This window comes from Mesobacillus selenatarsenatis SF-1 (assembly GCF_000813125.1).
Taxonomy (GTDB): domain Bacteria; phylum Bacillota; class Bacilli; order Bacillales; family Cytobacillaceae; genus Mesobacillus; species Mesobacillus selenatarsenatis.
Window position 1 is genome coordinate 1 of the sequence record NZ_BASE01000002.1, and the last position, 20,465, is coordinate 20,465.

Genomic DNA, 20,465 nt, shown 5'->3' on the forward strand with positions numbered 1-20,465 from the left:
GGTAAAAGGAAACCCTCTGCTTTTACCCAAATTGCAGTTCCCTTGCCGAAAAGGTAAATGGAAACCTCCTGCTTTTACCCAAAACGCGGTTCTTTTGTCAAAATGGTAAAAGGAAACCCTCTCCTTTTACCCAAATTGCAGTTCTGTTGCTAAAACGTAAAAGGAACGTCCCTGCATTGGCAAAAGTAACTTCATCCAAAATTGATCACACACAAAAATTCCCCCTCTCAAACGAGAAGGGGATTCAAAGTCTGTATTAGTACATTTCAGAAGTAGTCTTCGCTTGCATGTGAAGAAGCAGATAGTCTGGTCCGCCAGCTTTTGAATCTGTTCCTGACATGTTGAAGCCGCCGAATGGCTGGTAACCTACGATTGCGCCTGTGCATCCGCGGTTGAAGTAAAGGTTTCCGACATGGAAATCTTCACGTGCCTTCTGGATGTTTTCACGGTTTCGCGTGATAACCGCTCCAGTCAAACCGTATTCAGTGTTGTTCGCGATTTCAAGCGCATGGTCGAAGTCCTTTGCTTTTGCGAATGCGACAACTGGCCCAAAGATTTCTTCCTGCATGATGCGAGCTTTTGGATCCACATCAGCAAATACTGTTGGCTTGATGAAGTAGCCTTTTGAGCTGTCTCCTTCACCGCCAGTCATCAAACGGCCTTCTTCCTTGCCGATTTCGATATAGCTCATGATTTTGTCAAACGCACCCTGGTCGTTAACAGGACCCATGAATGTGCTTTGATCTGTTGGATCATCAAGCTTAAGCTCGTTTGTCAGTTCAACGACACGGTTAAGAACCTGGTCATATACATCCTCAACGATAACAGCACGTGAGCATGCAGAGCACTTTTGTCCCGAGAAGCCGAAAGCAGAAGCTGTGATCGCTTGAGCAGCTAATTCAAGATCAGCATCTTTGTCGATAACCATTGTGTCTTTTCCGCCCATTTCAGCAATTACGCGCTTAAGCCAGATTTGGCCTTCGCTCAATTTTGAAGCGCGCTCGTAAATGCGCAGACCCACGTCACGTGAACCTGTGAAGCTTACGAAGCGAGTGTCCTTGTGGTCAACAAGGTAGTCGCCCACTTCTGCGCCGCTTCCTGGTACGAAGTTAAGGACACCTGCAGGAAGACCTGCTTCTTCCATCACTTCAACAAACTTAGCTGCAACTACTGGAGTTGTAGAAGCTGGCTTTAATAGGACTGTGTTGCCAGTAACAATCGCTGCTACAGTTGTACCAGCCATGATTGCTAATGGGAAGTTCCAAGGTGAAATAACGATTCCCACTCCAAGAGGAATGTAATCATAACGGTTATATTCATTTGGACGGCTGTTTACTGGAACACCGTCTTTGATTGCTAGCATTTGACGAGCATAGTACTCAAGGAAATCAATTGCTTCTGCTGTATCAGCATCAGCTTCGTTCCATGGCTTACCCGCTTCTTTTGTCAAAAGTGCTGAGAACTCATGCTTGCGGCGGCGAATGATTGCTGCAGCTTTGAATAATACATCTGCACGTGTTTCCGGCTTTACTTTTTTCCAAGTCTTGAACGCTTCAACAGCAGCCTGCATCGCTTTTTCAGCTAAATCGCGGTTTGCTTTAGAAACACGTCCAATAACTTCTTCTTTATTGGATGGGTTGTAAGATACAATCTTGTCTTCAGTCGAGATTCTCTCTCCGCCAATCACCAAGTCGTAATCCTGGCCAAGATAGCCTTCTACAGTTTTTAGTCCTGTTAAGTATCCCTCACGGTCATCCTCAACTTTAAAATTCGTGAAAGGCTCGTGTTTGTATGGCTGAACCATTCTATCCCCTCCTATGTATTAAAACGTTTTCATTCCTTTCCCATTCTATCATGAGAGTCTCATAGTGTTCAACGCCAACGTTCTAGCAAGTATTGGATTGCGAATTTTCTTGATTTTTATTATGCCAATATTGTATTTAGGCCGAATTTTGGGGCTTGTTACAGAGTTGGTCGATATATTTGTGAATGTGGTCGAATTAATTCTGAATCTGGTCGAATTATTCGTAAATGTGGTTGAATTAATCCTGAATCTGGTCGAATTAATCCTAAAAGTGGTCGAATTATTTATTTTTCCGCCAATAAAGTAAAAAATGTAAACAGTAAACTCCTAATTTCACCATTGAATGTGAAAAATGAACCGACACGAGCCTCTTTCTCTCCCTGTTTAGAAGGTTAATTCATGTAATCTAGCCAATATTTATCTATCATTCAAAAAGGGAGACTATTTTAGATGAAAAAGCGGCATGAAGTGTTGTTCAATCAACTGGAATCTTATCGCAGCGAAATTTTAGGGGTAGCAGCTACGTTCTCTGAGGAGGATGCGGAGAAAATCCCTGCAGGCTTCAACAATAATATCCGGTGGAACCTCGGGCATATTTATCTTGATCAATATCTATGGATCCAGGCAGTGACACAGGAGCCAGCAGGTGTCCCGGAAGAGTTCAAATCATGGTTTTGTTATGGAACCTCTCCAGCCCATTTTACCGAGGAAACACCTACCGTCAGCGAGTTAAAAGAACTGCTGAAAACACAGCCAGCCAGAATAAAAGACTCATATGGCGAGCGCTTGGAAGAGGAATTCGCACCAACCGAAATGGGCATGCATACAATCGAGCAAGTATTAACCCGGACGATTTTCCATGAAGGCATGCATTTGCAGACAATCCTTGACATAAAAAAATGCATTTAAAAAGCAAAGAACCCCGGCTCTTTGCTTTTTTCATTCCTCTATTTCAACTTATCGGCGACCTCGGTTTCAACTTCTTTAATCAATTTTTTGATATGAATGGATGGGTAATCCAGGGCTTTCAACTCTGCAAAATAAGGAAACATCTCTTTAATGTCATCTGCGTAAAAACTTCCATCCCTAGGCAAAGTGTGACTGATTACCTTTAAGGCTCCCTCGCTTCGATCCACCTTTAACACCATTGGCACTGACATCCCCGAACCTTGCTCAACTTCAGCACCTTCTTTGTAATACTCCTCAATCAAAGCCCATAAGTAAATCTCACCCTTCTCTTCATTGGTGGCAAGTATTTCATACGCATTGAAAATTTCGCCGCCAAAATTCGGGCCCATCACTTCTTGACTTATGTATCTTTCAATTTCCTGTCCATCTGCTTCTGTCACTGTTGAGCTTGAACATCCTGTTAGTAAAAGAAGCCCAATCATACCAAGGATAAAACTACGCTTCATTTCACTCACCGCCTCCTCCAAAATAACAACCCTGCCATAATCCCGATAGGTAACAGCACGATCGCACCGACTATTATCCCTAAAAGGATGGACATTAAAGCGAGGGAGATAGATGAGGATTCTTCGGTTACTTGTCCAGTCACCCATTGAAAAAGATAAATAAAGGTTGATATTCCAAAGGCCCACAACATAGCTGTTTTCAATACATATTGCCATTTTTCTTTTTGACTTACTCTCCTTTGAACAGCCACTTACCCACCTCTTCTAATTAGAATCATCAGAATATATACGATAATAATTGAGTTTTAGATTCACCTTTTTTCCAAAAATAAAAAGCAAAGAGCACCTCGGCTCTTTGCTTCTCCTTACTGATAAATATGCACAAATGGTTCATCCTGATCCGGTTTCTTGACGATTAAGGCTTCTTGTCCCAGCACAGAGGAAACACTGACCTGAACGGACATATAGTTAGGGAAATGCTCCATCACCAGTCCTGTTACATACTGGGTGAATCCAATCGCTTCAGCTTCTCCGTAGAACTGGATAGGTATTTCGATATTCAATTCCTGCAGCTGGCCATCCAGATAAAAGCCTTTGCCGATGACGCCGTTAAAGTTTGGAAAATATTCCTCAACATCCTGCTTGAAGTTCTGGAAGAATGTCAGGTCATCCCTGTGTTCCTTCTCAGCATCGGCGGATGGGAACAGAATGTACTTTTCTTTTACATCTTTCCAGCTGCCGATATTATTGCTGCCCTGTGAAACCTCTGCATAGGTGAAAAAGTTTCCCGGGACAACAGAAGATCGACTTTCCTGTTCGAACAATCCGATCGTAATCGGAACATTTTTCAATTCTTCGATGCCTCTTATCCTGCTAATGACTTCCTGGGCGATTTTTTTGCCTTCTGCTTCAAGAACTTTACGAGAAATGTTTTTTTCGAACACTGCCCCATAAGCTTCCTCACGATAATAGTGCACTGAGTTCAACGCCAGCCCGATTGCGATGCCGCCAAGCTGGTACGTATCCTTTTCGCCTGATTGGACGAGATAGTTATGCTCAAGAATATGGGCAAGGTAAATGGGATTCTTTTTATTCCGTTCGTGGACATCTCCCTTGCCAGGATCAGAAGGATTCAGGCCCAGGTTATTCACTACGACCTTCTTATTAATTTTTTCTTTTTTATACTTAGCCTGCAATTCTTTTTTCTTAGCCTCTACCTGAGCCGGAGTCATTTCACGTTCCAGCCATGATGCTACGGTGCTGCCGTCAAGATACTGGCCTTCCTTGAAAACGTACTTGTCTGTGGAAAATGTATTTTGCGCAATCCGCATCAAACCTGTCTCGAATTCAGTAATGTCATAACGGGTATTCAGATTGTTGACGACCATGCCGCGAGCTTCCCCTGGCTCGAACGGCATGATGGTACGGTAATATTTGTCCGAAATTTTATATTTCGGGATAATCGCTTTTTCCTTGGTATCATCATCCTTTTCCTGGACGACCTCCTCCTGCTTTTGAAAATTAGGGGCACAGGCCGTCAGCAAAAGGACAAGAGATAGAGCGACCATTGAGAGCTTCCTCATGGCGTGTACACCTCTTTTTTAGTAGCGGTTTTCGTAATAAGTTATGTGTTTCGGACTAATTGTTCTTTCGCCTTATTATTGAAATCGGGCTCTTTTCAAAAATTCGTCTCACCTGAGTAATCAATAATAAACGTAAAAATCCAGTAGCCGATTTTTACTCTTGTCAGGCAAAAGTGCCCTAATTACGAAAAGAGCTTATTTATTTAATTCTTCAAGCATTCTCTCCTCATTCCACACTTCAATCCCAAGGCCTTCTGCTTTTGTCAGCTTCGAACCTGCGTCTTCACCGGCAATGACTAAATCGGTTTTCTTGCTGACGCTGCCGGCTATATTGCCGCCGAGCGCCTCGATTTTTTCTTTTGCCTCGTTTCTGCCCATTTGCTCGAGCTTCCCGGTTAACACAATTGTTTTACCGGCAAAAAATGAATCCGAGTTTTCTGCGGTAACCTTCTTAGGTCCTTTGTATTCCATATTGACGCCAACAGCCTTCAGCTCGGAAACCAGTTCCTTCACTTCATCGTTCTCAAAATAAGTGACGATTGAGTCTGCCATTTTGTCGCCGATTTCGTTGATCGCTGTCAATTCTTCCTTCGTTGCCTGCATCAATCGATCCATCGTGTCGAATTCCTGAGCCAATGTCTTCGCGGCTTTTGCGCCAACAAGGCGGATACCGAGGCCGAACAATAGCTTTTCCAATGAATTATCCTTCGTCGCTTCAATTGCTGACAGCAAATTGTTGACGGATTTCTCGCCCATTCGCTCAAGAGCCAGCAGCTGCTCGCGAGTCAGCTTATAAATATCAGCTACATCCTTGATCAGCTCTTGTGCAAACAGCTGGCTGACCACTCTTTCACCAAGACCGTCGATGTTCATCGCGTCACGGGAAACGAAGTGAATCAGGCCTTCCCTGATTTGTGCCGGGCATTTCGGGTTGATACAGCGAAGTGCGACTTCGCCTTCGATCCTGACTAGCTCGCTGTCGCATTCAGGGCATTCAGTAGGCATATGGAACTCGACTTCGTTGCCGGTCCGCTGCTCGGCAAGGACATTGACGACTTCCGGAATGATATCTCCGGCTTTTTTGATGACGACTTTGTCGCCGATTTTGATATCTTTTTCACGGATCAAGTCTTCATTGTGCAAAGAAGCACGTCCTACCGTTGTGCCTGCTACCTGAACTGGTTCAAGGATGGCAGTTGGAGTTACGACACCTGTGCGCCCAACACTCAACTCGATATCCTTCAAAGTCGTTACGACTTCTTCGGCAGGGAACTTATAGGCGATAGCCCAGCGAGGGCTTTTCGCCGTCGTACCAAGCTCAGCCTGCTGATCAAGTGAATCGACCTTGATGACGATGCCATCAATATCATACGGAAGATCCGGGCGCTTTTCGACCCAGCTGTTCACATACTCAATGACACCCTCTATGCTGTCCACTTTTCGACGCTCTTTGTTGGCCTTGAATCCGAGCTTCTCCAGATAATCTAGACCCTCACTGTGTGCACGGATGCCGGTATCACCGACATTGGCGATTCCATAAAGGAACACATCAAGATTCCTTGATGCAGCGATCTTCGGATCAAGCTGGCGAAGGGAGCCAGCGGCCGCATTACGCGGATTCGCAAATGGCTCTTCTTCTTTTTCTTTTCTCGCTTTATTCAATGCTTCAAACGATTTCTTCGGCATGAACGCCTCTCCGCGCACTTCAAGCGAAACCTGCTCTTTCAGCCGGATTGGCAAAGAACGGATCGTCTTCAAGTTAGACGTAATATCCTCACCAGTCGTTCCATCACCTCGCGTCGCTCCGCGTACAAGCAGCCCATCCTCATAAATGAGCGAGACTGCCAGACCGTCAATCTTCAGTTCGCAAACATACGCAATATCGTCGCCGACACCCTGGCGGACACGACGGTCAAAATCGCGCAGGTCCTGCTCATCGAAGGCATTTCCCAGGCTTAGCATCGGAGTCGCATGCTGCACCTTGTTGAACATCGTTAAAATCTCGCCGCCAACACGCTGGGTAGGTGAGTCAGGAGTCTGCAATTCCGGGAATTGCTCCTCGATTTCAACCAGTTCCCTGAGCAGCCGGTCATATTCCGCATCCGGAACCGACGGCTGGTCAAGAACATAGTACTCATAAGCATATTGATTAAGCAGATTTTGCAAATCCTTGGCTTTATTCTCAGCACTCTGAAAATCCATAAATCCAGCCCTTTCATAACCGAAAAGCGCAAGCGCCCTGGTCAGACCCGACAAGCGACTCGAGCTGCTCGAAGCTGATGCTTCTCGCAAGGTACTCAAGGAAGCACTCACAGGGACTTATAACTGGCTAGGCACTTTTGCTAATCAGTACTCGAATGTGTAATAGTAAACTGTTTACGCCTTTGTAATCGGTGCGAACTTGGCCAGCAGACGCTTGATGCCTGTTGGACTTGGGAATGCGATGTCGAGCTCCATTCCTTCTCCCGATCCCTTGACACTGACAACGGTTCCTGTTCCCCATTTGCCATGCTGGGCTTTATCCCCAACCTTCCATTCGATGCCTTCGCCGCCGCTTGCTGCAGCAACCGGGCGAGATACAGCACCGCGTGTTGATATGGATGGTCTCGTTGATGTCCCAGGTCGACCTCCGCTTGGTGCTGGTCTGCCACCGCTAGTTGGTGCAGGTCTTCTTACTTTTGGCACGGCATCTTCAACCAAATCAGCCGGGATTTCCTTAATGAACCGTGATTCCGGGTTCATATTCGTACGGCCGAAAAGGGTGCGCATCTGAGCATTCGTGATGAACAACTCTTCCTCTGCACGAGTGATTCCTACGTAGGCAAGACGGCGTTCTTCCTCCATCTCATCTTCTTCCATCAAGGAGCGGCTGTGCGGGAATACGCCCTCTTCCATTCCGATCAGGAAGACAACCGGGAACTCAAGACCCTTGGCTGAGTGCAATGTCATCAATGTGACGAAGTCTGTTTTCTTCTCGCCATCATCATCCAGACGATCGATATCAGCGACAAGTGCCAAATCTGTCAGGAATGCGACCAGACTCTTGTCTTCGCTGCTTTCTTCAAAGCTTTTTGTTACTGTTAAAAATTCATCTATGTTTTCAAGTCGGCTCTGTGACTCAATTGATTTTTCCGCCTTCAGCATGTCACGATAGCCTGTTTTATCAAGGACTTCCTCCACCAGCTCAGTCACCGAAAGGTACTCCTGCTGGTGAGTGTAATTGCTGACCAGGTTGCGGAATTCTGCCGCAGCTTTTTCCGCCTTTGGGCTCAGTCCGATCATTTCAATTGTCTCCAAGGCCTGGAACATCGACAGGTCATGCATTGTCGCGAAGTTGGCGATTTTATCGATAGAAGTTGACCCAATCGCACGCTTTGGGACATTGATGATTCTCTGCAAACTGATATCATCATCAGGATTCGAAATCAAGCGGAGATACGCAAGGATATCCTTGATTTCCTTTCTGTCATAGAACTTGATGCCGCCGACGATTGAGTAATCGATGTTCGACTTCAGGAAAGATTCCTCGATTACACGGGACTGGGCGTTCGTACGATAGAGAATTGCTATATCAGACAGCTTGCGTCCATTGCGAATTTGCTCCTGGATTTTACCGATAACGAACTGTGCTTCACCCTGTTCGCTGTCCGCACGGTAGTACATGATTTTGTTGCCCTCTGGGTTTTCTGTCCACAGGTTTTTCGGCTTTCGGTTCATATTGTTCTGGATGACCATATTCGCCGCCAGCAAAATCTTCTTCGTCGAGCGGTAGTTCTGTTCGAGTAAGATCACGCTTGCCCTTGGGTAATCCTTTTCAAATGAAAGGATGTTCGCAATGTCGGCACCGCGCCAGCGATAGATCGACTGATCGGAATCCCCGACAACACAAAGGTTCTGGAACCTTTGCGCAAGCAATTTTACAAGCATGTATTGTGCCCTGTTCGTATCCTGGTACTCATCAACATGGATGTATTGAAACTTGCGCTGGTAATACTCCAGCACTTCCGGCACGCGGATGAACAGCGTGATCGTCGTCATGATCAGATCATCAAAATCAAGCGCATTATTTTTGCGCAGCCTGCGCTGATACTCCGTATACACATCGCTGACCTTCTGGGAAAAGTAATCCCCCGCCGTCTTCGCATATTCCTCCGGCGTAATCAATTCGTTCTTCGCCGAGCTGATTGTTCCAAGAATCGCACGAGGATCATACTTTTTCGGATCCATATTCTTGTCCTTCAAAATCGACTTGATGACAGATTGCTGGTCAGTCGAATCAAGGATCGTGAAGTTTCGGTTGTATCCGAGACGGTCGATATCCCTGCGCAAAATCCGCACACACATCGAGTGGAACGTCGAAATCCAGATGTTATCCGCCGCGCCGCCCATCATCCTTTGAATCCTCTCGCGCATTTCGCGCGCCGCTTTATTCGTAAACGTAATCGCAAGGATGTTGTAAGGATTTACTCCTTTTTCCACCATCAAATACGCAATCCTGTGTGTTAAAACTCTAGTTTTTCCAGAGCCGGCACCCGCCATCAAGAGCAGCGGCCCATCCACTGTCTTGACAGCCTTCTGCTGCTCCGGGTTCAAGCCATTCAATAATTTATCCGTTAAAAATTGCACACTCGTCACCACCATACAAACATTTGTTCTTATTTTATCTCATAAAATCCTTATATACAACTTCGTTATTTCTTTATTGCAGCAACTGTCTTCAATGCCTCGTCAAGGTTGCTGTACACAACATTCCCGACCACGATAACATCAGCATGCTTGGCCATTTCTTCAGCCTGCTGTGCTGTTTCGATTCCGCCGCCGTAAAAAAGAACAGTGTTGTCGAGAACTCCCTTGGCTGCTTCTACATACTCCGGGTTGCCGTATGTCCCGCTGTATTCCAAATAGAAAATCGGCAGGTTGAACATTTTTTCCGCCATCATCGCGTATGCCCGTACATCATCGATTGAAAGATCTGTCTTCGCATGAGTCAGCTTTGCCGCCTTGCAATCCGGATTCAGGATGCAATAGCCTTCCATTTTTAGCTCGTCCCAATCCATCAGGTCGCCATACTCCTTGACCGCTTCATGGTGCAGGCCAGTGATCCACTGTGGATTGCCACTGTTCAATACCGTCGGGATAAAATAAAAATCAAATCCCGGTGTGATCGAATCAATCGTCGAAACCTCGAGAATGCATGGAACCGTATAACGACGGACTCGGGACATCAAATCCAGGACTCCTTCAAGAGTGACACCATCTGTCCCGCCCACCATAATCGCGTCGGTTCCAGACTCGCAAATTCTATCTAATTCTTCATCAGTTATCTCTTTATTTGGATCGAGTTTGAACACATGTCTCCACTCGCGAACATCGTACATCCCAGAATTGCCCCCATTCTATATATCCATTCCACCATTATAGCATTTGTTGCTGGTATATAAAAAAGGAAACATAAGGTTGATGACGATAAAAAAACGTCCCTAAGTCCAGGAACGCTTTTTGAAGAAAAGTTATAAATCACGATGCTCGTATTGCTCTGTGAATAATCGTGAAAATACATAGAAACTGATACCGCTGACAATCAGCGCAAGATAAATAGGATCAAGCCCGAAGAAGCTGATGAATTCTTTTTCGCCAAGATAGACTGCCAGACTTCCAAGGAACAAGGATGCCAGGCTGCCTGCCGGGCTCGCTTTTTCCCAGATATGCCCGAGCACGTAAGGAATGAAAGCCCCGCCTGCTCTCAGTGTAAAGGAGAACATTAATAGCGTGATAATATCAGAGACATTCCAGATCGCTGTCAGCAAACTGAACGCTGCCACGACATACATCGTATAGCGCACCATTTTTAAAAGCTTCCCGTCAGCTGCATTCTTGTTGATATATTGATGGTAAATATCATTTGTAAAAATAGAACCTGCCGCCAATAGATTACTGGAGGCACTGGACATTGTTGCCGAAATCAGCGCGGCGAACAGGATGCCCGTGACCACATCCGGCAGAACCTCCATTGCCAGCACCGGCAAGGCATACTGTGCGCCTCTTTCCATCAGCATTGCCCCGTCAATCTGGCCGTTTTCGACCATCCCATACATGAACAGACCGATGACCGCTGGGATGAACGCGAATAGCACATACACAATAGAAGTAATATAGGATGCGTTCTTCGCCGCCTTCCCGTCTTTAGCAGAATAATAACGCTGGACCGCCTCCTGGCCAACCGTGAAGGATGCTATATACATCACGACCAACGCTATGATCGTTCCCCAGCCTGCACCATCGACAAGGCTCCATTTTGCCTCTGGTATATTGGCAGTCACCTGCTCAAATCCGCCGCCAGCCTGGAGCGTGAACGGAATGATCAGCGCCATTCCGACAATGATGAAAATCCACTGCACAACATCTGTATAAACAACGCTGTACATCCCGCCCATCACGCTGTATAACGTGACAACTACTGTCACGATAATGACCGACATCGTGTAACTCCAGCCTGTCATAACAGATAGAATCGTCGCCGAGGCGATGAACTGCACTGCCGTCAGTCCGACCATCGGTAATAGCATAATGATTGATGTAACCAAAGAGTTTGCTTCGCCATATCGCCTGCGGAAGTACTCGGGTACCGTTTTTACCGCCGCTTCACGCAGCATCGGCGCGAGGAATGCGAGCACTATAAATGCGATCGCCATCGTAATGACATACCAGACAGCAGAAAATCCCCACTCGCCATACGCCTTTTCCACAACACCAAGAGAAGAACCGCCTCCGACCTCGGTCGCGGCAAGGCTACCTGCCAGCAGCCAAGGTCCCATCTTACGCCCCGCAACAAGAAAATCCTCATTATCATTGATTTTTTTCGAAGATATGTACCCAATCAGGATCATAATTCCTAAATAAATAATAACTATTGCAATGACCGTCAAACTTGCCCCCATCAACTCACTCCAAACTTTATATTTACCTACCCCCTACCCTTAAAAGTTAGCAATTAACCTGGCATATTGGCGGAGTTCACAATTTTATTGGCGATTTCTGATTTTTATTGGCGATTTTCAGTTTTTATTGGCGATTTTCAGTTTTTATTGGCGATTTTCAGTTTTTATTGGCGAAAATAAACTTTTATTGGCGAACTGGAAAATAACAGAGTTTTTTTCCAATTTTTTTAACCCATAAAAAAGAACGAAACCATTACGGTTCCGTTCTCACTAAAAACTATTGAGCCTTTTCAGCATTATCCTGCTCTTTCAATCTTTCGAGCGCCATTTCATAAGCATCGTTTCCGTAATTCAAGCAACGCTTCACACGAGAAATTGTTGCAGTGCTCGCGCCTGTTTCGGTCTCAATTTTATGATAGGTCTTGCCTTCGCGTAACATGCGGGCAACTTCAAGGCGTTGTGCCAGCGACTGGATTTCGTTCACTGTCGCCAGGTCGTCGAAGAAGCGATATGCTTCGTCGAGATCTTTCAGCGATAAAATCGCCTTGAATAATTGATCGAGTTCTTTTCCTCTTAATTTATCAATTTGCATATAGTCTACCCCTTAATTCACTCAGAATTTTATTGTTGAGAGTCGAATGAGACATCGCTGATTGATGGGACAATGTTGATCCATGTTTTCCCGGGAACGAAACCAGCTTTAACCCCATCCTTATAAGGGACGATCCTGCCAGTTTCATTTTTCCATTGTATCTCATTCACTTTTCCTTTTTGGAACAGGTATCCCTTGCCACCGGAGGCCATATCGATGACCTTGCGGCCTGCACTATCAATTACCTGATGGTCCATTTGCACGACAAGGATATTGTCGAGCAGAACAGGATCCTTCGTCTCAAGATCAACGGTTTCTTCACTGCCATTAAAACGGTGGTATTTCTGCTCATCTGTGTCATACTCGTAGATTGCATCGAACGACGGCGAACCGTACTTTACCATGAATTCCACAGCCGGAGTACCTTCCAGCTGTCCAGCTTCCTCACTGCTCAAGAATACGGCAGGAGCCGGTGCTTCATCAAGTGCGTAGCCTCTCGTTTCCGCTCCCTTCACAATATTCTTATAGGTGATATAAGAATTATGAGGCGCCTTGCGGAAATCCGCCCGCTTGAACAATGTTCCATCATACTGCATTCCGTTGATGTTATCGATTTCTCCGCGTTCAAGCATTTCCTTCGCTTCAGGGCTGTAACCATGGGCAATGAAAAAGCTGTCAAACCCGGATGCCAGGTCAATGAAGTATTCCCTTGCACTGCGGACCGGTCCTATTTTTTCAGGCTGTTCGCTTTGAAAAATCGCCACGAACCTTGTAACGTCTCCTTCTGCAAGGACCTCGTGAACAACGTCAGCTTTGTGAAGACCCGATTGCGGACGGGCCTTTGGATGGTTATTGACCACTACGGCAACCGCCCGGTCAGAACTCTCCTCGGCAGCACCGACTCCGGTCAGCGGGAATTGATACGGCAGTTCCTCCGGAGCGACTACCTCGTCTACTTCAATCTCTTTTTCTTTATGTTCTGTTGCTTCTTTTTTCTCTGTCTCTTTACTGCTGCATCCGGCGGTAAGCACCATCGCGGCCGCCAGCACAGCGATCCATTTTTTTCTCATTTTCGCCACCCCTTGATCTCCAAGTTCGATCATGGCTGTCTATCTCTAGATGCACTGTTATATTTTAACGCATTATCGTTGGAAAGAGTACCGTTTTTTTCATCACATCATAGATGCCCTCTTGTGTGATACGAATATATGGCAAATGTGTTGAACTGAAGAATAACAGTGAATAAATCGGATCAGCGAATTTATAGCCTTTTTCCTTTAAAAATTCAAGCAGCTTCTTCTCCTCCGCCATCAGCTCTGTCACCGGATGGCTGGACATGATACCCTGCAGCCTCAATGGAATCTCCTTGACAGGCACACCTTTTTCACAGGCGACAATCCCCCCGCCGAGCTCCTTCATCCTGTCAAAAGCAGCTATCATATCCTGCTTGTTTTTACCAATCAGAATAATATCGCCGGTATTGGAAAACGAGCTTGCCAGCCCCTGCAGTTCGGTCGCAAAACCTTTCAGCATCGTATTGATTCGCCATTGCCCATTTCGATCGATCAGCATGAAAAAGCACTCATCATGCTTTGATGACAATTCTTCAGCAGACACATCAATAGAAATCGAATAAGGCTTCGTAATGACCGAATTCTCCATCTTAATCCCGAATGGCATTGAGAATTGCATATCGTCCAGTGTCAGATCCCAGTCCATTTTAAGCGGTTCGAAGCCCATTTCGGACCAGTCCATTTCTTTCGCTGCATGTATTGCTTCACCATCACGCTTCACCCACTGGCCTTTTGCCAGGACTGACACAGGTGTCGGGTTCATTTCATCACTCAAAATATTGATATTCGCAATCCTGCCTGTGGCGATATTGCCGTGCAGATGTTCAAAATTATAATAACGTGCCACATTGACCGTTGCCATATTATAAGCATCAATGACAGGAACACCTTTTTCAATTGAAATCCGAATCAGCTCATCCATCACGCCATTTTCATAAAAAGCGGTCGATGACCCATCTGTCGTCATCATAAAACGGTCGTACACCGCAATATCCAGTTCATGAATCTCATCCAGCAGCTTCGGCAAATCCGGACGGATCGATGAATGCCTTAAAGACACCATATATCCCTGCATCAGCCTTCTGCGGACTTCCTCGCCAGTCATCGCCTCATGGTCGCAGTCCGCGCCGAACAGCATCATTTTCGCCAGCGTCTTTTCTGATGCACCAGGGAAATGCCCCTCGATTTTCTTGTGATGGCGCTTCGTTTCCTGCATCCAATGAAGGATCATGTCATCGCCATTCATCAGCTTCGGCCAGCATGTCAGCTCCCCGCCCTGGACGACATTCTCATGCTCAAGCCATGCCCTCACATTGCTGTTCGAGAAGACTTCCTCCTCATGCTGGATTTCAGTCTGCGCATCAAAACGGCACCACCAGTACATCGTGACCGGATTGTCATTCAGCTCATTGATAAAAGAAAACGCTTTCTTTTTACCTAATTGTAAAGCCAGCACCATATTGTCATTTATGAGAGTCGTCGTCCCCGTCTGCGATGCATAGGCAGCGAAAGAATGGGGATTATAAAGTTGAAATGGGTGGGCATGAGGTTCAATATAGCCCGGCACCAGCTTCATTCCGGTGCAATCCACTATTTCACATTGCTTCGTATTTTCAGGCAGGTTTTCACCAACATACACAATCCTGTCATTGTAAATCCAAATGTTCGCAGTCATCCACTTGCGGAATGTCTGGTTCAAATATGTTGCATTCTTCAATAAGACCGTCGGTGAAAGGGTGCCGTCCAAAACAGCAGCATGGTCGCGCAATTGTTTGTTTTTCCATCGATAACGTTGTTCCATACCATGTTCCCCTTTTCTCTATGTTAAAAAGTTATATCACTCAAGTGGTTTTTTCGGGCTTAATAACAGCATTGGTCATTAACGGACCCCTGCCACAAATTTGAAAGCCCTTACATTATTGTACTATCGTAACATATTTCACTGTTTAACGCATTAAAGAATTTCAAATTAACTGTAAAAATGGAGTAAAGGAGCGATGAGATATGAATGTACGACCGAATATCGGGATCATCAACGCACTCGTCAGGATTACAGCAGGACTGACAATCCTGGCTTGGTCGACATCGAAAATGGTGAAACGGCCGTGGAAGGATTCCTATATCTTCATAGCGATGTTGGGCGCAATGAAAGTCGGAGAAGGGATTGTCCGCTATTGCCCGTTGACTGCCGCCTATGAAAAAGGACAGGATATGATGGAACAGCAGAATGCCGAAGATGGCGATTCTGAAGGATGGATTCCTTATAACCCAAGTTAACTTTAAAAGCGCAAGTGCCTTGGTCAGCCCCGAAAAATGGGTATGGACAATTCTCGAAATGAATTGTGACTTCTCGGCCAAAAGTAAAAAGCCCCCATTAAACCGGGGGCTTCAATAAAAGGAGATGATTTTATGTTCTGGGAATATATAATGGACGTCAGCTTTGTCTGGATCGCGTTGATTGGCAGCATCATCGCGCTGCTGCTCGTTTATATGAAAGGCTCTAGCAAGAGACGTGCCCGATAGCCTTGCTGCCAATATCCTGGCGATAAAAGGTTTCCGGGCAGTCCAGCTTTTCAAGCTCAGCGTACACTTTTTGCTGTGCTTCTTTTAACGATGCCGCTTTCGCACCGACGAGCAGCACCCTGCCGCCGTTTGTAACGAACTCACCGTCGCTGTTTTTAGCCGTTCCGGCATGAAACATCTGCGATATGTTTTCGATCCCTCTCAACACAGCACCTTTTTCATATTCCTCAGGATAGCCTTTGGCCGCGACGACTACGCCGACCATTGCTTCCTCATGCCATTCAATCTCAGGCTTTTTACCTTCAAGCAGTTCGAGAATGACCTCAACCAAATCTGATTTCATCCTCGGTAAAATCACCTGGGTTTCCGGGTCTCCGAATCGCGCGTTGAATTCAATCACTTTTGGTCCATCCGATGTCTCAATCAGGCCGGCATACAGAATCCCTGTAAAGCTCCGTCCCTCCATCTCCATCGCAATCGCAGCCGGTTGAAGTATTTGCTCTACTGCAACCGCGACTGATTCCTCCCGGATTTGCGGTACCGGTGAATAGGCACCCATCCCGCCGGTGTTCGGACCGTTATCGCCATCAAACACCCGCTTATGATCCTGGGCAATTTCCAATGGAATGACGGTTTCACCGTTCACGAATGCCATCAGCGAAAACTCTTCCCCTGTTAAAAATTGCTCTATGACCACGCTTGCCGATGCATCACCAAATTTCCCATCTAGCATCATTTCCTGTAAGGCATTTTCCGCTTCATCCATGGTCATTGCCACGACGACACCTTTGCCCGCCGCAAGCCCGTCTGCCTTGATGACAATAGGGGCACCGACCTTCGTAAGGTAATCCCTTGCGTCAGCATAATCGGTGAATGTTTCGTACGCGGCAGTCGGAATTCCGTATTTTTTCATCAGGTCCTTCGCGAAACCCTTGCTTCCCTCAATGATTGCCGCTGCTTTTCGCGGACCAAACACATTGAGCCCTTCCTCACTAAAACGGTCGGCCAATCCTTCCAGCAAAGGAACCTCAGGACCAATGATCGTCAGGCCGATCTGTTCTTCCTTCACGAATGAAACTAGCTGTTCAGTTTCACTTTCATTTATGGAAATCACATTAGCACAATCCTCGATACCAGGATTGCCAGGAGCCACAAAAACCTCTGTTACAAGCGGACTTTCGCTGACCTTCCGGCAAATCGCATGCTCCCGGCCCCCTCTGCCAACCACTAGAACCTTCATAAACCGCACCTCCGTTGTATTCAGGACTGCTTTTAACTTAACGTTTGATTCCAAAGCAAATCTGCGTCTTGTCAGCCATTAATGCCTAAAATGCCTTACGCCGGTAAATACCATCGCAATGCCATATTCATCCGCTTTTTTGATTGAATCTGCATCACGGACGGATCCGCCGGGCTGGATGATGGCCGTGATTCCAGCTTTTGCTGCCGCTTCGACGGTGTCGTCCATAGGGAAGAATGCGTCAGATGCGAGCGCAGCTCCATCCGCTTTCGCACCAGCCTGCTCCAGCGCAATCTTGGCCGCGCCGACCCGATTCATCTGACCAGCGCCGATTCCTAAGGTCATATCCTTATCCGCCACGACAATCGCGTTGGATTTAACATGCTTAACAACCTTCCAGCCAAGCTTCAAGGCTTCCCATTCTGCCTCGGTTGGTTCACGCTTTGTCGGAACAGAGATTTCCGCATCGTCAAATCCATATGCATCCTGTTCCTGGACGAGCAAGCCGCCTTCAATTGAGGAAAGGGTATTTTCCTTTGAAGCTTCGCCATCAAATGAGACCTTCAACAACCGAAGATTCTTTTTCGCCGTTAAAATTTCCAGAGCTTCGTCGCTAAAAGAAGGAGCGATGATGATTTCAAGGAAGATTTCATAAAGCTTGCGGGCAGACTCCCCATCCACCTCGCGATTCAAGGCGATGATCCCGCCAAAGATAGAAACCGGATCCGCTTCAAATGCCTTACCGAAAGCATCAAAAATGTCCTTACCAGCACCCACTCCGCAAGGGTTCATATGCTTAACCGCAACCGCTGCAGGCTCAGAGAATTCTTTTACAATCTGCAAAGCCGCGTTTGCATCATTGATATTGTTATAAGATAGCTCTTTTCCGTGAAGCTGTTCAGCTGCCGCCACTGAAAAGGCTGAACCAAGCGGCTTCTGGTAAAAAGCAGCCTTTTGATGCGGATTTTCTCCATAGCGCAAGCTTTGCTTCAGCTCGTAGGTCACCGTCATTTTTTCCGGCTGCTCCTCGCCAGCAAGCTCTGTCATGTATTCTGCAATCAGCGCATCATATGCCGCTGTGTGGCGGAATACCTTCGCTGCAAGGCGGCGGCGGGTTTCCATTGTGGTTTCGTTCTGATTTTTGTACTCTTCGATCACCTGCGGATAATCAGCAGGGTCGACTAGCACAGTTATGTATTGGTGATTTTTAGCTGACGCGCGCAGCATCGCCGGACCGCCAATGTCGATATTTTCAATCGCATCTTCCGCTGTCACGCCAGGTTTCGAGATTGTTTCTTTAAAAGGATATAAGTTGACGCAGACAAGCTCGATTTGCTCGATTTCATTTTCAGCCAGCTGAGCCTGGTGGGAAGGGTCATCATACTTCGCAAGCAAGCCGCCGTGAATTTTAGGATGCAGCGTCTTAACACGGCCTTCAAGGATTTCCGGAAAACCAGTCACATCGCTTATCCCAATGACAGGAACGCCACCTTCCTTGAGTGCATTTTTTGTTCCGCCAGTCGAGACGATTTCAAATCCAAGCTCAACAAGTTCCTTCGCAAATTCCACAATTCCTTCCTTATTTGAAACACTGATTAGTGCACGCTTTTTTCCCATTGTACTGCCTCCTCTTCTCCGTTCAACAGCTCCTCCAAAACGTCTGGATACATGCTGTGTTCAATCCGCTGTATTTTCTTCTGGAGAGACTCCATTGTTTCGCTAGCATCGATTTTTACCTCAGCGCTCGCAATGATCGGTCCGGTATCCATTCCCTCGTCCACGAAATGGATTGTTACTCCTGTAGTCTCCACTCCGGCTGCCAGCGCCTGCCCGATCGCATCCTTCCCAGGAAAGGCTGGCAAAAGTGACGGATGGATGTTCACGATTTTTCCTTCATATGCTTCAAGCAATGTCGGCCCGATGAGGCGCATGTAGCCCGCAAGCACAATCATTTCGACATCAAGGCTGATCAGCCTTTGTAAAATCTCTGCCTCATACGCGGCTTTGCTAGGATAGCTTTTCGGGCTGATCACCAGAACTGGTATCCTTAACATTTCAGCACGGTCCACAGCAAATGCGCCTGGTTTATCACATACAAGCAGCGAGATGTCAGCATTCAGGATGCCAGACTGTGCAGCCACGGCAATCGCCTGAAAATTGCTCCCGCTCCCAGATGCAAATACAGCTATTTTTTTCATAGCTCTTCACCAGCCACTTTCATCTGTATTCCTTCAATGCCAGTAACTGTGCCGATTACGGCAGCCCGCTCTCCGTTATCATTAAAAAACGCCACAACTTCATGAGCAATTTCTGCCTCAACAGCCGCTACCATGCCAATCCCCATATTGAAGATATTGTACATATCCTTGCGTTCAATTTCACCAAGAGTTTCAATCGTCTTGAACACCTGTGGAATTTCCCAGCTGCCTTCTTCAATTTTTGCACCGAGACCTTCTGGCAGCATCCGCGGAATGTTTTCGATGAAACCGCCTCCCGTAATATGTGCCAGTCCTTTGAGTTCAAACTGCTTCTTTGCGGCAAGCACCGATTTAACATAAATACGTGTTGACTTGAGCAGTTCTTCACCAAGCGTACAGCCAAACTCTTCTACGTAACGGTCAAGCTCCCAGCCAGCCTGCTCGAAAAACACCTTGCGCACAAGCGAGTAGCCATTGCTGTGGATGCCGCTTGATTCAAGTCCGATCAGCACATCGCCCTCTTTGATTTTCTGCCCTGTGATGATATCAGCTTTTTCACAGGCTCCGACCGAAAAACCAGCCAAATCGTATTCTTCCGGAGAGTACATCCCTGGCATTTCCGCTGTTTCCCCGCCGACCAGCGCACAACCAGCCAGCTCGCAGCCGTCTGCAATCCCTCTGACAATTGCTTCGATTTTTTCCGGCTCTGCTTTTCCGCAGGCGATATAATCAAGGAAATATAATGGCTCCGCTCCCTGGACAACGATGTCGTTCACGCACATCGCGACCGTATCTATCCCGATTGTATCATGCCGGTCCATCATGAATGCCAGCATCAGCTTCGTGCCGACACCATCCGTTCCTGAAACGAGCACCGGCTCCTTCAGTCCAAGGCTGGAAAGGTCGAACATTCCGCCGAAACCGCCTAATGCACCCATCACACCAGGCCTGACCGTCCGATGCACATGCTTTTTGATTCGCTCGACCGACTCGTACCCGGCCTCAATATCCACACCAGCCTGCTTATACGCATTTGCCATGTTCTCTACCTCCGATTGGGCTGTTTTTCTATCATTCAGCTTCTTAATTCCTGATTAAA

The 20,465-nt window shown here is 46.7% G+C and carries 18 protein-coding genes; 3 read left to right on the forward strand and 15 right to left on the reverse strand.

Features of this window, described 5'->3' with window-relative positions; genetic code table 11:
• Window positions 1–256 precede the first annotated feature (256 nt).
• The gene (gene pruA / locus TY49_RS00010) at window positions 257–1,804 is read right to left on the reverse strand and encodes an L-glutamate gamma-semialdehyde dehydrogenase (RefSeq protein ID WP_041963849.1); all 1,548 of its coding nucleotides are present in this window, start codon (window positions 1,802–1,804) and stop codon (window positions 257–259) included.
• 450 nt (window positions 1,805–2,254) lie between these two features.
• On the opposite strand from pruA, the gene TY49_RS00020 reads away from it, so the two are divergent.
• Window positions 2,255–2,713: a DinB family protein gene (locus TY49_RS00020; RefSeq protein ID WP_041963851.1), complete on the forward strand. Its 459-nt coding sequence runs from the start codon at window positions 2,255–2,257 to the stop codon at window positions 2,711–2,713.
• A 38-nt stretch (window positions 2,714–2,751) separates the two neighbouring features.
• Here TY49_RS00020 and TY49_RS00025 read toward each other — a convergent pair whose 3' ends face one another.
• The 10 genes from TY49_RS00025 to TY49_RS00070 all read right to left on the reverse strand — a co-directional run bounded on the left by TY49_RS00025 (window position 2,752) and on the right by TY49_RS00070 (window position 15,206).
• Window positions 2,752–3,219 carry a hypothetical protein gene (locus tag TY49_RS00025; protein ID WP_156972563.1) on the reverse strand — a complete coding sequence of 156 codons (468 nt, stop codon included), beginning with the start codon at window positions 3,217–3,219 and terminating at the stop codon, window positions 2,752–2,754.
• 5 nt (window positions 3,220–3,224) lie between these two features.
• Window positions 3,225–3,470: a hypothetical protein gene (locus TY49_RS00030; protein ID WP_041963852.1), complete on the reverse strand. Its 246-nt coding sequence runs from the start codon at window positions 3,468–3,470 to the stop codon at window positions 3,225–3,227.
• A gap of 114 nt (window positions 3,471–3,584) precedes the next feature.
• Entirely contained in the window at window positions 3,585–4,802 is a 1,218-nt protein-coding gene (locus TY49_RS00035) for a CamS family sex pheromone protein (protein WP_041963853.1), read from the reverse strand.
• A gap of 195 nt (window positions 4,803–4,997) precedes the next feature.
• A complete protein-coding gene (gene ligA, locus TY49_RS00040; protein WP_041963877.1) occupies window positions 4,998–7,004 on the reverse strand; it encodes an NAD-dependent DNA ligase LigA in 2,007 nt (668 codons plus the stop codon).
• A gap of 174 nt (window positions 7,005–7,178) precedes the next feature.
• The gene (pcrA, locus tag TY49_RS00045) at window positions 7,179–9,428 is read right to left on the reverse strand and encodes a DNA helicase PcrA (protein WP_041963854.1); all 2,250 of its coding nucleotides are present in this window, start codon (window positions 9,426–9,428) and stop codon (window positions 7,179–7,181) included.
• Between the two features lie 65 nt (window positions 9,429–9,493).
• Window positions 9,494–10,180: a heptaprenylglyceryl phosphate synthase gene (pcrB, locus tag TY49_RS00050; protein WP_041963855.1), complete on the reverse strand. Its 687-nt coding sequence runs from the start codon at window positions 10,178–10,180 to the stop codon at window positions 9,494–9,496.
• A 132-nt stretch (window positions 10,181–10,312) separates the two neighbouring features.
• Window positions 10,313–11,740 carry a sodium:solute symporter family protein gene (locus TY49_RS00055; protein ID WP_041963856.1) on the reverse strand — a complete coding sequence of 476 codons (1,428 nt, stop codon included), beginning with the start codon at window positions 11,738–11,740 and terminating at the stop codon, window positions 10,313–10,315.
• 277 nt (window positions 11,741–12,017) lie between these two features.
• Entirely contained in the window at window positions 12,018–12,332 is a 315-nt protein-coding gene (locus TY49_RS00060; RefSeq protein WP_041963857.1) for a YerC/YecD family TrpR-related protein, read from the reverse strand.
• A 29-nt stretch (window positions 12,333–12,361) separates the two neighbouring features.
• Window positions 12,362–13,402 carry a DUF3048 domain-containing protein gene (locus TY49_RS00065; protein ID WP_041963878.1) on the reverse strand — a complete coding sequence of 347 codons (1,041 nt, stop codon included), beginning with the start codon at window positions 13,400–13,402 and terminating at the stop codon, window positions 12,362–12,364.
• A gap of 64 nt (window positions 13,403–13,466) precedes the next feature.
• The gene (locus tag TY49_RS00070; RefSeq protein WP_041963858.1) at window positions 13,467–15,206 is read right to left on the reverse strand and encodes an adenine deaminase C-terminal domain-containing protein; all 1,740 of its coding nucleotides are present in this window, start codon (window positions 15,204–15,206) and stop codon (window positions 13,467–13,469) included.
• A 203-nt stretch (window positions 15,207–15,409) separates the two neighbouring features.
• Between TY49_RS00070 and TY49_RS00075 the strand changes: the two genes are divergently transcribed.
• Entirely contained in the window at window positions 15,410–15,682 is a 273-nt protein-coding gene (locus TY49_RS00075) for a YgaP family membrane protein (protein ID WP_041963859.1), read from the forward strand.
• Between the two features lie 132 nt (window positions 15,683–15,814).
• Window positions 15,815–15,928, forward strand: a complete 114-nt coding sequence (locus tag TY49_RS25525; protein WP_324782409.1) for an EYxxD motif small membrane protein — start codon at window positions 15,815–15,817, stop codon at window positions 15,926–15,928.
• Here TY49_RS25525 and purD read toward each other — a convergent pair.
• From purD to purM, 4 genes are all read right to left on the reverse strand, one after another.
• A complete protein-coding gene (gene purD / locus TY49_RS00080) occupies window positions 15,906–17,168 on the reverse strand; it encodes a phosphoribosylamine--glycine ligase (protein WP_041963860.1) in 1,263 nt (420 codons plus the stop codon). The genes TY49_RS25525 and purD overlap by 23 nt on opposite strands.
• A 78-nt stretch (window positions 17,169–17,246) precedes the next feature.
• Complete coding sequence (gene purH / locus TY49_RS00085; RefSeq protein ID WP_041963861.1) at window positions 17,247–18,785, reverse strand: bifunctional phosphoribosylaminoimidazolecarboxamide formyltransferase/IMP cyclohydrolase; 1,539 nt, start codon at window positions 18,783–18,785, stop codon at window positions 17,247–17,249.
• Window positions 18,764–19,366, reverse strand: a complete 603-nt coding sequence (gene purN, locus TY49_RS00090) for a phosphoribosylglycinamide formyltransferase (protein WP_041963862.1) — start codon at window positions 19,364–19,366, stop codon at window positions 18,764–18,766. The genes purH and purN overlap by 22 nt, the downstream gene beginning before the upstream one ends.
• Complete coding sequence (gene purM, locus TY49_RS00095) at window positions 19,363–20,406, reverse strand: phosphoribosylformylglycinamidine cyclo-ligase (protein WP_041963863.1); 1,044 nt, start codon at window positions 20,404–20,406, stop codon at window positions 19,363–19,365. The genes purN and purM overlap by 4 nt, the downstream gene beginning before the upstream one ends.
• Window positions 20,407–20,465: the final 59 nt, after the last annotated feature.

Excerpts from the sequence above, each read along its gene's own strand:
- TY49_RS00060 (WP_041963857.1), bottom strand. The coding sequence starts at position 12,332 with ATGCAAATTGATAAATTAAGAGGAAAAGAACTCGATCAATTATTCAAG.
- TY49_RS00070 (WP_041963858.1), bottom strand. The coding sequence starts at position 15,206 with ATGGAACAACGTTATCGATGGAAAAACAAACAATTGCGCGACCATGCT.
- ligA (WP_041963877.1), bottom strand. The coding sequence starts at position 7,004 with ATGGATTTTCAGAGTGCTGAGAATAAAGCCAAGGATTTGCAAAATCTG.
- TY49_RS00035 (WP_041963853.1), bottom strand. The coding sequence starts at position 4,802 with ATGAGGAAGCTCTCAATGGTCGCTCTATCTCTTGTCCTTTTGCTGACG.
- TY49_RS00025 (WP_156972563.1), bottom strand. The coding sequence starts at position 3,219 with ATGAAGCGTAGTTTTATCCTTGGTATGATTGGGCTTCTTTTACTAACA.
- TY49_RS25525 (WP_324782409.1), top strand. The coding sequence starts at position 15,815 with ATGTTCTGGGAATATATAATGGACGTCAGCTTTGTCTGGATCGCGTTG.
- purN (WP_041963862.1), bottom strand. The coding sequence starts at position 19,366 with ATGAAAAAAATAGCTGTATTTGCATCTGGGAGCGGGAGCAATTTTCAG.
- pruA (WP_041963849.1), bottom strand. The coding sequence starts at position 1,804 with ATGGTTCAGCCATACAAACACGAGCCTTTCACGAATTTTAAAGTTGAG.
- TY49_RS00020 (WP_041963851.1), top strand. The coding sequence starts at position 2,255 with ATGAAAAAGCGGCATGAAGTGTTGTTCAATCAACTGGAATCTTATCGC.
- purD (WP_041963860.1), bottom strand. The coding sequence starts at position 17,168 with ATGAAGGTTCTAGTGGTTGGCAGAGGGGGCCGGGAGCATGCGATTTGC.
- TY49_RS00065 (WP_041963878.1), bottom strand. The coding sequence starts at position 13,402 with ATGAGAAAAAAATGGATCGCTGTGCTGGCGGCCGCGATGGTGCTTACC.
- pcrB (WP_041963855.1), bottom strand. The coding sequence starts at position 10,180 with ATGTACGATGTTCGCGAGTGGAGACATGTGTTCAAACTCGATCCAAAT.
- purM (WP_041963863.1), bottom strand. The coding sequence starts at position 20,406 with ATGGCAAATGCGTATAAGCAGGCTGGTGTGGATATTGAGGCCGGGTAC.
- purH (WP_041963861.1), bottom strand. The coding sequence starts at position 18,785 with ATGGGAAAAAAGCGTGCACTAATCAGTGTTTCAAATAAGGAAGGAATT.
- TY49_RS00055 (WP_041963856.1), bottom strand. The coding sequence starts at position 11,740 with ATGGGGGCAAGTTTGACGGTCATTGCAATAGTTATTATTTATTTAGGA.
- TY49_RS00075 (WP_041963859.1), top strand. The coding sequence starts at position 15,410 with ATGAATGTACGACCGAATATCGGGATCATCAACGCACTCGTCAGGATT.